Genomic DNA, 13,349 nt, shown 5'->3' with positions numbered 1-13,349 from the left:
CCGTGAGGAGAGATGCGCCGTGGCCAACCCGTACATCGTGGCCGAGGGGGTCACGTTCGCCTACGGGCGTGAGGACGCCGAGGGCGCCGCACAGGTCAGGCTGGCCCTCGACGGGGTGGATCTGGAGGTCCGCCGGGGCGAGTTCCTGGCGATTCTGGGCATGAACGGTTCGGGCAAGTCCACGCTGGCGAGGCACCTGAACGCCCTCCTGCTCCCCCGCACGGGCAGGGTGCTGGTCGACGGGCTGGATACCCGGGAGGAGCAGAACCTGTGGCCGATCCGGGACCGGGTGGGCATGGTCTTCCAGAACCCGGACAATCAGATCGTCGCCGCCGTGGTGGAGGAGGATGTCGCCTTCGGCCCGGAGAACCAGGGGCTCCCGCCCGCCGAGATCCGCGCCCGGGTGGCCGAGGCGCTGGCTTCCGTGGGCATGAGCGAGCACCGGGAGCGGTCGCCGCACCTGCTCTCCGGCGGCCAGAAGCAGCGGGTAGCCATCGCCGGCGCCCTGGCCTTGCGGCCTGCCTGCCTGGTGCTGGACGAGCCCACGGCGATGCTCGACCCGTCGGGCCGGGCGGAGGTGCTCGCGGTGGTGCGCCGACTCAACCGCGAGCTGGGCATGGCCGTCGTCTGGATCACACACTTCATGGAGGAGGCGGCCGTCGCCGACCGGGTGGTGGTGATGGCCGGTGGCAAGGTACAGCTGTCCGGCACCCCGCGCGAGGTGTTCAGCCAGCCCGACCGCCTGCGGGCGCTGCGGCTGGATCTGCCTCCCGCCGTGCAGGCCGCGCAGCGGCTGCGCGCAGAGGGCGTGCCGCTTCCCGACACCATACTGACGCTGGATGAGCTGGTGGAAGCGCTATGCCAATTGTATTCGAGGCCGTAAGCCACATCTATCAGCCCGGGACGCCGTTTGCGTGGAAGGCCCTGGACGACGTGTCCCTCACCATCTCCGACGGGGAGTTCTGGGGAATCATCGGCCCCACCGGATCGGGGAAGTCCACCCTGATTCAGCACATGAACGGCCTCCTGCGGCCCACATCGGGGCGGGTCCTGGTCGACGGGCTCGACCTCTCCGACCGGAAGACCGACCTCCGGAAGGTGCGCCAGCGGGTGGGCCTGGTTTTCCAGTACCCGGAACACCAGCTGTTCGGCGAGACCATCTACGAGGACGTCGCGTTCGGGCCGCGGAACATGCAGCTGGACGACGCCGAGGTGGAGCGGCGGGTGATGACGGCGCTGGAGCGGGTCGGGCTTCCCCCTGAGATGAAGGACCGGTCGCCCTTCGGCCTTTCCGGGGGCCAGGCGCGCCGGGTGGCCCTGGCCGGGGTGCTGGCCATGGAGCCCCGGGTGCTGATCCTGGATGAGCCCACGGCGGGGCTGGATCCCCAGGGGCGCAGGGAGATCCTGAACCTGGTCGGCCGGTTCCCCGCGATGGGCATGACGGTCGTGCTGGTATCCCACTCGATGGACGACGTGGCCGAGTACGCCGACAAGGTGCTGGTGATGCACCGGGGCCGCGTCCACATGCTGGGCACGCCGCGGGAGCTCTTCGCCCGCCGGGCGGAACTGGAGGCCATCGGCCTCGGGGTTCCGGCGGCCGTCGTGCTCGCGGACAAGCTCCGGGAGCGGGGCTGGCCCATCCCGCCGGACGTGGTCACCATGGATGAGGCCGTGGCCGCCATCAAGGCCGTGCTCGCGGGCAAGAAGGAGGCGGGTGGCCTGTGAGCTTTCAGGTGACCATCGGGCAATACTACCCGGGAAACTCGATCCTGCACCGGCTCGATCCGCGGGTGAAGATCACGGCGGTCATCCTTCTGTCGGTGGCCATCTTCCTGCCCAGGGCCTGGCCGGGCCACCTCGCGGTGGTCCTGTTCACCCTGGCGATGGTGCTGCTCGGTCAGGTGCCCCTGAAGCAGATCCTCCGGGGCCTGCGGCCCATCCTCATCTTCCTGGTGATCACGGCCCTGTTCAACCTGTTCCTGACGCCGGGAGAAGAGCTCTTCCGCCTGGGCCCCCTGGTCGCCACGCGGGAGGGCCTGCGGCTGGTGGGCGTGACCTCGACCCGGCTGATCCTGCTGGTGACCATCGCGTCGATTCTCACGCTGACCACGTCGCCGATCCGGCTCACCGACGGTCTGGAGATGATGCTCCGGCCGCTCCGGCCCATCGGCGTTCCTGCACACGAGCTGGCGCTCATGATGACGATCGCCCTGCGGTTCATCCCCACCCTGGCGGAGGAGGCCGACCGCATCATGCGGGCGCAGCAGGCCCGGGGCGCGAGCTTCTCCACCGGTTCCGTCGTCTCGCGGGTGCGCAGCCTCGTACCCGTGCTGGTGCCGCTGTTCGTGGCCGCCTTCCGGCGGGCCGACGAGCTGGCCACCGCCATGGAGGCCCGGGGCTACCGCGGCGGCGAGGGGCGGACCCGGATGCGGGAGCTGACCTTTGCCCCGAGGGACGGCGTCGCGCTCGGGGTGCTGATCGGATTCGTCGCCCTGATCGTGGTCATGCGGGTCGCCGGCATCGGGTAGCGCCGCATGAGGGGGTGCGCGATGCGGACCATCAAGCTGGTTCTCGCCTACGACGGCACGGCCTACGCCGGTTTTCAGCGGCAGCCCAACGGCATCACCATCCAGCAGCGGCTGGAAGAGGCCCTGCGGGCCGTTACCGGTGAACCGGAGCTGCGCATCGGCGCTGCCGCCGGGCGGACCGACGCCGGCGTCCACGCCCGGGGTCAGGTCGTGCACCTGCGCACGCGCGCAACCATCCCCATCGACCGGTGGCCGGCGGCCGTCAACAGCCGCCTCCCGGATGACATCGCCGTGGTCGGCGCTGAACTGGCGCCGCCCGACTTCCACGCCCGGTACTGGGCCCGGGAGAAACGGTACCGGTACACGTTCTGCCTCGCGCCGTACCGGCTGCCTCTGGCCCGCCTCTACAGCTACCACTGGCCGCGGCCGGTGGACGTGGACGCGATGCGGGAGGCGGCGGCCATTCTGGTGGGGAGGCACGACTTTGCCGCCTTCCGGGCGACGGGGGGTTCCGCCCGCACGTCGGTGCGGACCGTCACCCGGCTGACGCTGACGGAGGAGCCGCCGTTCCTCCACCTGGACATTGCGGCCGACGGCTTTCTCTACAATATGGTGCGGATCATCGCCGGTACCCTTCTGGAGGTGGGCGCCGGACGGCGCAGCATCGACAGGGTGAAGCGGGCGCTGGCGACCGGCAACCGGCAGGATGCCGGCAGGACCCTGCCTCCCCACGGCCTCTGCCTCGAAGAGGTGGTGTACGGCGACGGTCCGAGCTATCCGCCGTGGGCCTTGGAGACCGCGCCCGACGCGGATTTGGAGCCTTGACAGTGGATCGGACACCAATGTATACTAAGGAGCGTTGACCTCGCCACCTCTGGCCAAAAGAGGTTGAGACCAGGAGCGACCTGGACCTCACGCCTTTTCCCCGAGTAGGGCGTGTACGCCAGGCGCCGGCCGATTCCATAGATTGACCCTCAACTGACCGATTCCGTAGGAGGGAACCCCGTGAGCACGACATTCATGGCCAAGCCGCAGAATGTTGAGCGGAAGTGGTATGTGGTCGACGCGGAGGGCAAGACCCTCGGGCGGTTGGCCAGCCAGGTGGCTGCCATTCTGCGCGGCAAGCATAAGCCCACGTTTACCCCGCACGTCGACTGCGGCGATTACGTCATCATCGTCAATGCCGAGAAGGTCAAGGTGACCGGCAAGAAGGTCACCGACAAGATCTATTACCGTCACTCCGGTTACCCGGGCGGCCAGAAGGCCATCAGCTTCGAGCAGATGATTGCGAAGCGGCCTGAGCGCGTTCTCGAGCTCGCCATCAAGGGCATGCTTCCTCACAACCGGCTGGGCAGGCAGATGTACCGCAAGCTGAAGGTGTACGCCGGTCCCGAGCACCCGCATGCGGCGCAGAAGCCCGAGCCGCTTGAGGTCTAATCGAAAGGAGGCGTGTTGAACGATGTCGACCGTGACGCAATACTGGGGTACGGGCCGCCGCAAGAAGGCCATCGCCCGGGCACGCCTGGTGCCGGGTACCGGCAACTTCGTGGTGAACGGCCGCTCCCTTTCTGAGTACTTCGGTCTCCAGACCCTGCAGATGCTGGTGGAGAGCCCCTTCGCCGTGACCGGCACGACGGGCAAGTTCGACGTGTACCTGAACGTGATCGGCGGCGGCATCTCCGGCCAGGCCGGCGCGTGCCGGCACGCCATCGCCCGGGCGCTGCTGAAGGTGGACCCTGAACTCCGCCCCGCCCTGAAGCAGGCCGGCTACCTCACCCGCGACCCGCGGATGAAGGAGCGGAAGAAGTACGGTCTGAAGAAGGCCCGCAAGCGCCCGCAGTTCTCCAAGCGCTAAAAGCTGTACAGGCCCGTGGCGTCGCCGCCACGGGCTTTTGTCCTCCTTCCGTCCCGGCCTGTCCCGCGGAAACCAGCATGTCCGACCGACTGGCGCATACCCATCCTCCGTGAGGGAGGGAGGCGTGTGCGCAGGTTTCCTGTGCTCCAGGCCGTGATGGCGGTCCTGGCAGTCGTGGTCGTGCTGGCCGGGATGCGTTTCGTGGCCGGGCTGCGGGCAGATGGGCCGGCAGGGGAGCCGCAGGCCCCCGAGGCCCCGCCCGGCCCGCTGGCCGGCATGGTCATCGTGGTGGACCCCGGTCACGGGGGCTGGGATCCGGGGGCTGTGGTTGAGGGCGTGAAGGAGAAGGACCTCACCCTGCAGGTGAGCCAGGTGCTGAAGGAATTGCTGGAGGCCCGCGGCGCGCGGGTGATCCTGACCCGCTCGGACGACACCCACTACTCGCGCACGGTCCGGGAGGACCTGCGCCAGCGGGTGGCGCTGGCGAGCGAGCACCGGGCGGACCTGTTCCTCTCGCTGCACGCGAACCAGGACCGCTGCAACTGCTGGGGGGCGCAGACCTTCTACCAGAAAGGCGGCTCGGCGGAAGGGAAGACCCTCGCCATCGCCATCCAGAACCGGCTGCGGGAACGGACGGACACCACCCGCTACGCGCTGCCGGGCGACTACTTCGTGCTGCGCACGACGGACGTGCCGGCGGTCATCGTGGAGATGGGCTTCCTCTCCCACCGTCCCGAGCGCGAGAAGCTGCAGCAGCCCGAGTACCAGCGGACCATCGCCCTGGCCATCGCCGAGGGCGTTGAGGCGTACCGGGAGTACCTGGCGCGCAGCCCCGGCGTGGCGCCCGATAACCCGGCGGACCCGAGCCCGCCCCGTTCCGGGGACTGAGATCGCGGCAGGGCGAAGGAATCAAAGGTCGGCGCCTCGAAACCCCTGTAGGAATTGCACCAGCCAGGGGAGGCGCCGACGTTGCACCGGAATCTCAACTACGGTTGGATCGATGTCATCACCTCGGGGAGCATGTATGCCGGCAAGACGACGGAACTGATCCGCCGGGTGCGGACGTTCATCCTGGCGAAGCGGACGGCCGTCGTCTTTCAGCCGCGCATGGCCAGGCGTTACACCGACGACGAGGTGATCGTGACGCACGACGGGCTGCGGTTTGAAGCGATTCATACCGACAGCCCGCTGGAGATCCTCTGGTATGCCGAACTCCATAAGCCCAACGTGATCGCCATCGACGAGGCCCAGTTCTACGACCCGTCGCTGGTGGATACGGTTCAGGAACTGGCCAACCGCGGCCACTACGTCATCGTGGCCGGTCTCTCGCAGACTTCCGAGGGCAAGCCGTTCGGCTGCATGCCGCAGCTGCTGGCCCTGGCCGACAGCATCACGTCGGTCTACGGCGTGTGCGTCGTCTGCGGCGAGCCGGCCACGAAGCCCTTCTCGCTCACCGCCAAGACCGAGGACGTGGCGGTGGGCGGCGGCGAGCGGTACGAGGCCCGCTGCCGCAAGTGCTGGCTGGAAGGCCGCCGTCAGCGCGGGGAGACGTGCTGACCAGGGTGCGGCGGCTTGCTGAACTTCAGCCCGTAGGAGTACGGTCCCACATCGCAGGCGCCCAGGAAGCGGAATCCGCCCGCAGTGAACTCCTGGGTGACGTCCTCCGGATCCAGCCGGACGTCCGGCGGCGGCCCCACCGGGGTCGCCTCGGGCTTCCAGTCGACCACCAGGCAGATCCCGCCCGGGCGGAGGATGCGCTTCACCTCGCCGATGAACATGGAGGCGGGATCGACCTCGTGGTAGACGTCGGCGATCAGGACGGCGTCGCACGACTCGGTGGGCACCGGCCACTCGTCCTCCTCCTCGGCCAGGACGGGCAGGACGTTGCCGAGCCCCTGCTCGCCCGCCCGCCGGCGCAGGAGATCCAGCATCTCCTCGCGGAGGTCGATGCCGTACACCACGCCCCCGGGGCCCATGGCCCGGGCCGCCGGCAGCGCAAACCACCCAGGCCCGCACCCCACGTCGGCCAGCGCGGTGCAGCGGGCGAGGTCCAGATGACCGAGGATCCGTTCCGGATCGTGCCAGCCGCGGCGGCTTTCGTCCAGCAGCCGCTCGGCCCCTTTCGGGTCGAACTTGTGGGCCAACCCGCATCACCCCTTTGCCTGTCTGGAGTTTGGACGAAAACCACGAGCAGAGGAGCACGGGAGGAGATACTATGGCGCTCAGCCCCGGTCTCCGTGGAGAGGCCCGGACTGCGGTAACCCCGGAGAACTGCGCCAGTGCCGTCGGCAGCGGCCTGGTGGAGGTATTCGCGACGCCCATGATGATTGCCCTGATGGAGGAGGCGGCCGCCCGGGCTGTCCAGCCGCACCTGGGCGAGGGCGAGACCACCGTCGGCACCGCCGTGCACGTGCAGCACCTGGCTGCGACCCCGCCCGGCATGAGCGTCCGCGCCACCGCGGTGCTGGAGCGGGTGGAAGGGCGGCGGCTCACGTTCCGGGTCGAGGCCTTCGACGACCGGGAGCGGATCGGCGCCGGTACCCACGAGCGGTTCGTCATCCAGCGGGACCGGTTTCTCCAGCGGGCACGGGAAAAGCAGTTGTCTTAAACGCTTTAACGTGCTAAACTTCCTCCAAACCATTTGGAGGTGTTCCTGTCTTGGCTCAGCCTACCTACCACATCGCCTGTCTCCCGGGCGACGGCATCGGTCCCGAGGTCACCCGGGGGGCAGTGACCGTGCTGCAGGCAGCAGCGGCTGCCCACGGCTTCCGCCTGGCGTTCTCGGAGCATCTGGTGGGCGGAGCCGCCTATGATGCCGCGGGCCACCCCTTCCCCGCGGAGACGCAGGAGGCCTGCGACCGGGCCGACGCCATCCTCTTCGGGGCCGTGGGCGGCCCCCGGTACGACGGACTGCCGTGGGATCTGCGCCCCGAAGCCGCCCTCCTGGCCATCCGCAAGCGCTACGACCTGTTCGCCAACCTGCGGCCCATCCTGCTCTACCCGGCGCTGAAGGACGCGTCGCCGCTGAAGAACGAGGTCATCGGCGGTGGTGTGGACTTCATCATCGTGCGGGAGCTGGTGGGCGGCATCTACTTCGGCGAGCCGCGGGGCATCACCACCCTGCCCGACGGCACCCGCCGGGCCGTGAACACCGAGGTCTACACCGACGCCGAAATCGCCCGCATCGCCCGCATGGGCTTTGAGATCGCCCGCGGGCGGAGGAAGAAGCTCACCTCGGTGGACAAGGCCAACGTCATGGAGGCGGGGAAGCTGTGGCGCACCGTGGTCGACGAGGTGGCCCGGGAGTTCCCCGACGTCGAGGTGGAGCACCTCCTGGCGGACAACGCGGCGATGCAGATTCTGCGCCGGCCCGGCGACTTCGACGTGATGCTGGCCTCCAACCTCTTCGGCGACTTCCTGTCTGACGAGGCGGCCATGCTCACCGGCTCCATCGGCCTCCTGCCCTCGGCCTCGCTGGGGTCCGCGCGGAACCGCTTCGGCCTGCCCAAGGGCTTCTACGAGCCCATCCACGGGTCGGCGCCGGACATTGCCGGCCAGGACCGAGCCAATCCGCTCGCCGCCATCCTGTGCGGCGCCCTGCTGCTGCGCCACTCGCTGGGACAGGAGCAGGCGGCCCGGGCTGTGGAGCGGGCCGTGGCCGAGGTGCTGGAAGCGGGCTACCGCACGGGCGACATCACCGTGCCCGGCAGCGCCGTCCTCGGTACCGCCGGCATGGCGGCAGAGGTGGCCAGGCGCATCGGGTGACACGGGAAGGGGGTCCACCCCGGCGGGGTGGACCCCCAATCGTCAGTCGTCCTCCTTCTCTTCCTTCCTGACGGCGTTCACCTTCACGTTCAGCGGGGCCTTTTCCAGGATGGCGGGGATCGCCTCGACGATCTTGTCGATGGCCGTGCCCTTGCCCAGCGGCAGGACGGAGACCTCGCCGTCCTTGATCACGATCACGGCCTTGGCCGCCAGGCGGGCGCCGCCGCCGCCGCCCACGCCCGAGCCGCCGCCCTGCTTGTCGTCCCGGCCCTCGCCGCTGCCGGCGCCGAAGCCGAAGGTCAGGTCCATCACGGGCATCAGCGTCACGTTGCCCACCGTCATCGGTTCCCCGATGATCGTCTTGACCGTCAGGTGCTTCTCCAGGGTCTCCATCAGCGAATCCAGCATCTGCACAGACATGTCAGAATCCTCCTTTCAGCAGGATGGCCCGCAGGGGCCTGAAGCGGATGTTCCCCACGATTCGGTTCCAGATGACCGGGTTGCGCGCCACCTGCCACGCGATGCGCAGCAGGCGGAAGCCGTACAGGCGGCCGGAGAGTTCGCCCGCCCCGATCAGGCACGGGCGCTGGAAATCGGGGGTGAGGGAGAGTGCGCGCCCGAGGCCGGTGCTCCAGCGGACGGCCTCGCAGAAGCCGGTGAGGGAGGGGTCGGGGAAGCCGTAGGTGCCCTCTGCCGCAAACCGCACGCCCAAGGAGCGCCAGAGCCTGCCCGGAAGCCGCGCCGCCTCCCGCAGGACGGCCAGGACCAGTTCAAGGTCAGTGCGCGAGCGGCGACGCCCGGACTTCCGATCGCCCCTCTGCCCCGGCCTCCCTTCGGGCCCGCCCCGGGGCTTCCGTCCCGCGCCCGGCCTTCGTGTGTTTCTTGCCCTGCCGTCCATGCGGCGGCCCATCACCCGGACCTCCGAGGACTGCAGCGCGCCGTCAGACCAGATTGCGCCGGCGGTGAGCAGCAGCAGGCCCCACCGGAGGCGGAGGCTCGCCTCGGCCCGGCCGAGCAGCGGGCTCTCCCAGTCGTCGGCCGCCAGGTCTGAACGGGCCCGCACGCGGACGTGGCAGGGTACGAAGAGCAGGGCGAGCAGGAGGAGCAGGAGCAGTCCCAGGAGCACGAGGAGCAGGCGGACGAGCGCCGTGCCGACCGCGCCCAGGATCGCCAGCAGGTCAACCGCCCCCTTTCCGCCCCAGCCACCGGCGCAGCCGGAGTGAGCGCTTCAGCCCTTCGACCCCGATATGGCCCAGGCTGCCGATCGCCCGGGCGGGCCGGGCAAATGCCGGGTTGGCCGTGAGCCACAGGGTGCTGAAGCCCCATGCGGTGGCCGGCTTGGGATCGGGCTGCGTGCGCCGCCGGTACTCGGCCAGGAGCTGTGCGGCCAGGGCGTCGGCATCCTGCGGGGGCTCCGGCGCGAGCCGGTCCGCGCCGCGCAGGTCCCAGTAGAGGCTCTTGTAGAAGCCGGCCTGACGGCGGCACGCCTGGCACTCCTCCAGGTGCGCCTCCACCAGCGCAGCCTCGGCAGGGTGCAGAACGCCGTCGACGTAGAGCTGGACCAGTTCCTCATCGCAGCGCATGAATGGCATCATTCCACCCCCTGAGTCGAAAGCCGGGCGCGTAGCCACCGCCGGGCCCGGAACAGGTAGGTCTTCACGGTGCCGACCGGGATATCCAGCATCCGGGCGATCTCCTCGTAGCTGAGGTCCTCCTGGTGCCGCAGGATGACCACCATGCGCCAGAGGGGCGGCAGGTCGGCGATCGCCCGCTGCAGGTCCACCAGGGTCCAGGAAGGTTCGGCGGCGGGGTCCCCGGGCAGGGCGGCCTCGGGGAGGGCGTCCAGCGACAGGTGGCCTCGCCGCTGCTTCAGGTAGTTGAGGGCGACGTTGGCGGTAACCCGCCTGAGCCAGGGCCACAGGGGGCGGGAGGGGTCCAGGGAGTCGATGGCCCGCACCGTCCGCAGAAAAACCTCCTGGGTGAGGTCCTGCGCATCCTCCCGGTGCTGGACGAAGCCATATGCGGTGCGGTAGACTCTGTCCTGATAGGCTTCCACCAGGCGGGCGAAGCCCGCGCCGTGACCCTGCCGGCACAACTGGATGATCGACGCGTCCCGGTCCATCTGCGAGCCTCCCTCCGCCCTCTACCCTGAAATACCATCTGGCTCTGCAGAAAGTTTCAGTTGTGGGGCAAACAACCTCAGTTTTCCGAAGGAGACAGTACAGCATGCTGGTTGCGTTGTACCTGGCGGCCATCGTGGCGGCCAACCTTTCCGTGGCCTATTTCGGGCCGTACGCGAGCATCATCAACTCGTTTGTCTTTATCGGCCTTGACATCACCACCCGCGACGCCCTGCACGAGCGGTGGGAAGGCAAGAACCTCTGGGGCAAGATGGCCCTCCTGATCCTGGCGGGTTCCGTGCTCTCCTGGCTGCTCAACCGGGACGCGGGGCGCATCGCGCTCGCCTCGTTCGCCGCGTTCGCGGCGGCCGGCGCGGCCGACACCGTCGTGTACCACCTCATGCGCCATCGGCCCAAGCTCTGGCGGGTCAACGGGTCCAACGCCGTCTCCGCCGTGGTGGACTCCGTCGTCTTCACGACCGTCGCTTTCGGCAGCTTCATGCCGCTGATCGTGGGCGGCCAGGTCTTGGCCAAGGTCGCCGGCGGGTACGTGTGGGCGCTCCTGCTGGACCGGGTCTACTGGCGCCGGGCCCAGACCCAGGAACGGTGATCCTTTCGGTCTATCGCAGGCATCCTCTCGTAGGGCGAACGGTCTAGGGCGTTCGCCCTATTTCCTTCTCGACAGCGTGCGACTCTTCTGCTATAGTTAAAAGACGAACTTTTCCGCGGAACATGGAGGGGTGTGGGGATGCGCTACCTGAGCGCCTGGATGTACGGGGTGGGGGCCCTGTACCTGGCCATGGCCTTTCTGTTCAACCCGCTGCTGCTCTCGTATGTCATCCCGACCGCCGGGCTGGGCCTGGAGCCCGGCGGGCAGCGGGTGCTGGCGGACGGCGTGTTGTTCATCGGCGCGATTGTGGCCGTGCTGGGCGTGTTCCTGCTGCGGGGCGCCAGCCGGCCGCACCTGAACCGGGAACTGGTGAAGCTGGTCATCTGGGTGGAGGTGATCGCAGGCCTGGTGCTCAACGTGTACCTGGCTCTGCGCGGCTACGGCCATCCCGTCGCCCTGGTGGCCCACGCGCTGCTGCACGGGGCGATCGCCCTGGTGGGCCGGCACGCCCTGGTCACCTGCCGGCGCCACCTGACGGCGGTGAAGCCCCTGAAGCGGGCAAGCTGAACAACGCGGAAGCCCCGAAGGCGAAGCCGCCTTCGGGGTTCTTCGTGGGGGGAGCCGGACCGCCCGGGGTCACTGCTGCAACAGCTCCTCCAGTTTCCGGCCAAATACCTGGGGCGGCTCCATGCCAAGGAGGACCAGGTACTGTCCGATCTGCGACCGATGGTGAATCTCGTGCTCGGCCATCGTCATCAGCAGGCGCCACGCGCTCACGGTCATGCCGAAGGGCGTGGTGCGTCTCATTTTCAACACGCCGGGGTCGGCCGCCTGCAGTCTGGCCATCGCCTCCGCATGGGTGCGCACCAGGTGGTCGACGGCCTCCTCCTTGGTGGGGCCGAGCTCACGGGCGTGGCCGGGGTAGCGCCAGTGTCCGTCGAGGACGCCGTCCACGAACATCCGCTCCGTGGCGGCGATGTGGCGGATCAGGTCGCCAAAGGAGAACTTGCCGGGGCGGGGGGCGAAGTCGATCTGGTCGGCCGGAACCGCCTGGATGAACGAGAGGGTGCGGCCGCGGACCGACTCAAAGTAGCGGGCGAAGTCGGCGAGGCTGGTGAGCACTGCACGATCCCCTCCTTATCGTACTTACCCAGATAAACGAAGGGCGCACGGCGGCGGTTCAGCCTGCGCGCACCCTCCGCTGAAACGGGGGGCCGCTGTGCGCACGTCTGAGGGGTAGGAGGCGATGACCCCATGAGACGGATGGCAAGCGCGCTGCTGCTGACGGCCCTACTGGCCGGCTGCGGCGGCCTGGCGTCGAACCCGGCCGCCGAACTGCCGGAGGTGGACCCACGCGTGGGTCAGGCCACGGTGGCGTTCGGGATCGACCTGTTGAAGGAGGTCTACACCGGCGAGAACGCCCTGCTCTCCCCCGTGAGCGCGAGCGTGGTGCTCAGCCTGACCGGGGCCGGCGCACGGGGCGAGACCCAGGCGGAGTTCTGGCAGGCCCTGCGGCTGGACGGGCTGACGCCCGACGAGATCCAGGCGGGCAACCGCGCCTTGCACGCGGTGCTCACCCGGCCGGACCCGAAGGTGGAGGTCAACCTGGCCAACGCCGTATGGCACCGCCCGGACGTGGCGGTGGAGGAGGCCTTCGTCGACCTGGCCGGGAAGTACTACGGCGCGGCGGTGGACGAGGCCGAGTTTGGCACACGGGCCGGCACGGACAAGATCAACGACTGGACGGCTGAACAGACCAGGGGTAAGATTGAGAAACTATTTGAGGAGACCAGCCGGAACACCGTCATGGTGCTGGCCAACGCCCTCTACTTCAAGGGGGCGTGGAGCGAGGCCTTCGACCCGCAGCAGACCCGGGGCGGCACTTTCACCACGGCAAGTGGCGCCGAACGCACCGTTTTCTTCATGGAGCGGGACGGCGAGTGGGAGGTGCTGGCAGCCGGGCAGGCGGAAGGCAGCGAACGCACGGTGCGGGGCGTGCGGCTCCCCTACGGCGAAGGCCGGGTGGCGATGTACCTCTTTGTGCCCGATGACCTGGACAGCTTTCTCGCCGACCTGACGCCCGAGGCCTGGGCCGAGATCATGGAAGGCTTTGCCCCCCAGCACGGGCTGGTGCGGGTGCCGAAGTTCAAGCTGGAGGCGACCCACGAGCTGAACGAGCCGCTGCAGGCCCTGGGGCTGGTGCGGGCGTTCGATGGGAGCCAGGCCGATTTTACCGGCATCTTCGGCGAGGGCCGGCGCGGCGTGGAGATATCGGATGTGGTTCAGAAGACGTTCATGGAGGTCAACGAGGAGGGGACGGAGGCGGCGGCCGCCACCGGAGTGGCCATGCGGGAGAGCGCCCCGCTGCCGCTGGTGGAGGTCGACCGCCCGTTTCTGCTGGCGATCTGCGACGACGAGAGCGGCGCCCTGCTCTTCCTGGGGGCCGTGACGGACCCGGTGTAAGGAGGTGC

General features: G+C 69.0%; 19 protein-coding genes. 13 read left to right on the top strand and 6 right to left on the bottom strand.

What is annotated here, in order from left to right:
* Positions 1 to 19 precede the first annotated feature (19 nt).
* The 8 genes from ACZ5UM_RS02985 to ACZ5UM_RS02950 all read left to right on the top strand — a co-directional run bounded on the left by ACZ5UM_RS02985 (position 20) and on the right by ACZ5UM_RS02950 (position 5,940).
* On the top strand, positions 20 to 883 hold the full coding sequence (locus ACZ5UM_RS02985; RefSeq protein WP_464846891.1) for an energy-coupling factor transporter ATPase: 864 nt from the start codon (positions 20 to 22) through the stop codon (positions 881 to 883).
* A complete protein-coding gene (locus ACZ5UM_RS02980) occupies positions 859 to 1,725 on the top strand; it encodes an energy-coupling factor transporter ATPase (RefSeq protein WP_464846890.1) in 867 nt (288 codons plus the stop codon). Before ACZ5UM_RS02985 ends, ACZ5UM_RS02980 begins: the two co-directional genes overlap by 25 nt.
* Complete coding sequence (locus ACZ5UM_RS02975; protein WP_464846889.1) at positions 1,722 to 2,528, top strand: energy-coupling factor transporter transmembrane component T family protein; 807 nt, start codon at positions 1,722 to 1,724, stop codon at positions 2,526 to 2,528. Before ACZ5UM_RS02980 ends, ACZ5UM_RS02975 begins: the two co-directional genes overlap by 4 nt.
* A 21-nt stretch (positions 2,529 to 2,549) precedes the next feature.
* Positions 2,550 to 3,353, top strand: a complete 804-nt coding sequence (truA, locus tag ACZ5UM_RS02970) for a tRNA pseudouridine(38-40) synthase TruA (RefSeq protein ID WP_464846888.1) — start codon at positions 2,550 to 2,552, stop codon at positions 3,351 to 3,353.
* 180 nt (positions 3,354 to 3,533) lie between these two features.
* Positions 3,534 to 3,965: a 50S ribosomal protein L13 gene (gene rplM, locus ACZ5UM_RS02965; protein ID WP_464846887.1), complete on the top strand. Its 432-nt coding sequence runs from the start codon at positions 3,534 to 3,536 to the stop codon at positions 3,963 to 3,965.
* A gap of 22 nt (positions 3,966 to 3,987) precedes the next feature.
* Entirely contained in the window at positions 3,988 to 4,383 is a 396-nt protein-coding gene (gene rpsI, locus ACZ5UM_RS02960; RefSeq protein ID WP_464846886.1) for a 30S ribosomal protein S9, read from the top strand.
* A gap of 126 nt (positions 4,384 to 4,509) precedes the next feature.
* Entirely contained in the window at positions 4,510 to 5,271 is a 762-nt protein-coding gene (locus ACZ5UM_RS02955; RefSeq protein WP_464846885.1) for an N-acetylmuramoyl-L-alanine amidase, read from the top strand.
* A gap of 81 nt (positions 5,272 to 5,352) precedes the next feature.
* A complete protein-coding gene (locus ACZ5UM_RS02950) occupies positions 5,353 to 5,940 on the top strand; it encodes a thymidine kinase (RefSeq protein WP_464846884.1) in 588 nt (195 codons plus the stop codon).
* Here ACZ5UM_RS02950 and ACZ5UM_RS02945 read toward each other — a convergent pair.
* Positions 5,919 to 6,527: a class I SAM-dependent methyltransferase gene (locus ACZ5UM_RS02945; protein ID WP_464846883.1), complete on the bottom strand. Its 609-nt coding sequence runs from the start codon at positions 6,525 to 6,527 to the stop codon at positions 5,919 to 5,921. The genes ACZ5UM_RS02950 and ACZ5UM_RS02945 overlap by 22 nt on opposite strands.
* A 71-nt stretch (positions 6,528 to 6,598) precedes the next feature.
* Here ACZ5UM_RS02945 and ACZ5UM_RS02940 point away from each other — a divergent pair, with 71 nt between their 5' ends.
* Positions 6,599 to 6,991, top strand: coding sequence for a thioesterase family protein (locus ACZ5UM_RS02940; RefSeq protein ID WP_464846882.1), 393 nt, complete (start codon positions 6,599 to 6,601; stop codon positions 6,989 to 6,991).
* Positions 6,992 to 7,041: 50 nt separating this feature from the next.
* A complete protein-coding gene (gene leuB, locus ACZ5UM_RS02935) occupies positions 7,042 to 8,148 on the top strand; it encodes a 3-isopropylmalate dehydrogenase (RefSeq protein WP_464846881.1) in 1,107 nt (368 codons plus the stop codon).
* Positions 8,149 to 8,190: 42 nt separating this feature from the next.
* On the opposite strand, the gene ACZ5UM_RS02930 is transcribed toward leuB, so the two are convergent.
* Genes ACZ5UM_RS02930 through ACZ5UM_RS02915 form a run of 4 tightly spaced genes read right to left on the bottom strand, consistent with a single transcriptional unit; the run spans position 8,191 to position 10,270 of the window.
* Positions 8,191 to 8,568: a GerW family sporulation protein gene (locus tag ACZ5UM_RS02930; protein ID WP_464846880.1), complete on the bottom strand. Its 378-nt coding sequence runs from the start codon at positions 8,566 to 8,568 to the stop codon at positions 8,191 to 8,193.
* 1 nt (position 8,569) lies between these two features.
* On the bottom strand, positions 8,570 to 9,274 hold the full coding sequence (locus ACZ5UM_RS02925) for a hypothetical protein (protein WP_464846879.1): 705 nt from the start codon (positions 9,272 to 9,274) through the stop codon (positions 8,570 to 8,572).
* A 52-nt stretch (positions 9,275 to 9,326) separates the two neighbouring features.
* A complete protein-coding gene (locus tag ACZ5UM_RS02920; protein ID WP_464846878.1) occupies positions 9,327 to 9,740 on the bottom strand; it encodes an anti-sigma factor family protein in 414 nt (137 codons plus the stop codon).
* On the bottom strand, positions 9,740 to 10,270 hold the full coding sequence (locus ACZ5UM_RS02915) for an RNA polymerase sigma factor (protein ID WP_464846877.1): 531 nt from the start codon (positions 10,268 to 10,270) through the stop codon (positions 9,740 to 9,742). Before ACZ5UM_RS02915 ends, ACZ5UM_RS02920 begins: the two co-directional genes overlap by 1 nt.
* A 104-nt stretch (positions 10,271 to 10,374) precedes the next feature.
* Between ACZ5UM_RS02915 and ACZ5UM_RS02910 the strand changes: the two genes are divergently transcribed.
* Together ACZ5UM_RS02910 and ACZ5UM_RS02905 are read left to right on the top strand one after the other, a co-directional pair.
* On the top strand, positions 10,375 to 10,878 hold the full coding sequence (locus ACZ5UM_RS02910; RefSeq protein ID WP_464846876.1) for a VUT family protein: 504 nt from the start codon (positions 10,375 to 10,377) through the stop codon (positions 10,876 to 10,878).
* A gap of 138 nt (positions 10,879 to 11,016) precedes the next feature.
* Entirely contained in the window at positions 11,017 to 11,445 is a 429-nt protein-coding gene (locus ACZ5UM_RS02905) for a hypothetical protein (RefSeq protein ID WP_464846875.1), read from the top strand.
* Positions 11,446 to 11,514: 69 nt separating this feature from the next.
* Here ACZ5UM_RS02905 and ACZ5UM_RS02900 read toward each other — a convergent pair whose 3' ends face one another.
* The gene (locus tag ACZ5UM_RS02900) at positions 11,515 to 12,000 is read right to left on the bottom strand and encodes a DinB family protein (protein WP_464846874.1); all 486 of its coding nucleotides are present in this window, start codon (positions 11,998 to 12,000) and stop codon (positions 11,515 to 11,517) included.
* 132 nt (positions 12,001 to 12,132) lie between these two features.
* Here ACZ5UM_RS02900 and ACZ5UM_RS02895 point away from each other — a divergent pair, with 132 nt between their 5' ends.
* Positions 12,133 to 13,341, top strand: coding sequence for a serpin family protein (locus tag ACZ5UM_RS02895; protein WP_464846873.1), 1,209 nt, complete (start codon positions 12,133 to 12,135; stop codon positions 13,339 to 13,341).
* Positions 13,342 to 13,349 lie beyond the last annotated feature (8 nt).

This window comes from Symbiobacterium ostreiconchae, assembly GCF_055396975.1.
The sequence above is the reverse complement of the archived record's forward strand: the minus strand, read 5'-3'. Positions and strand labels throughout refer to the sequence as shown.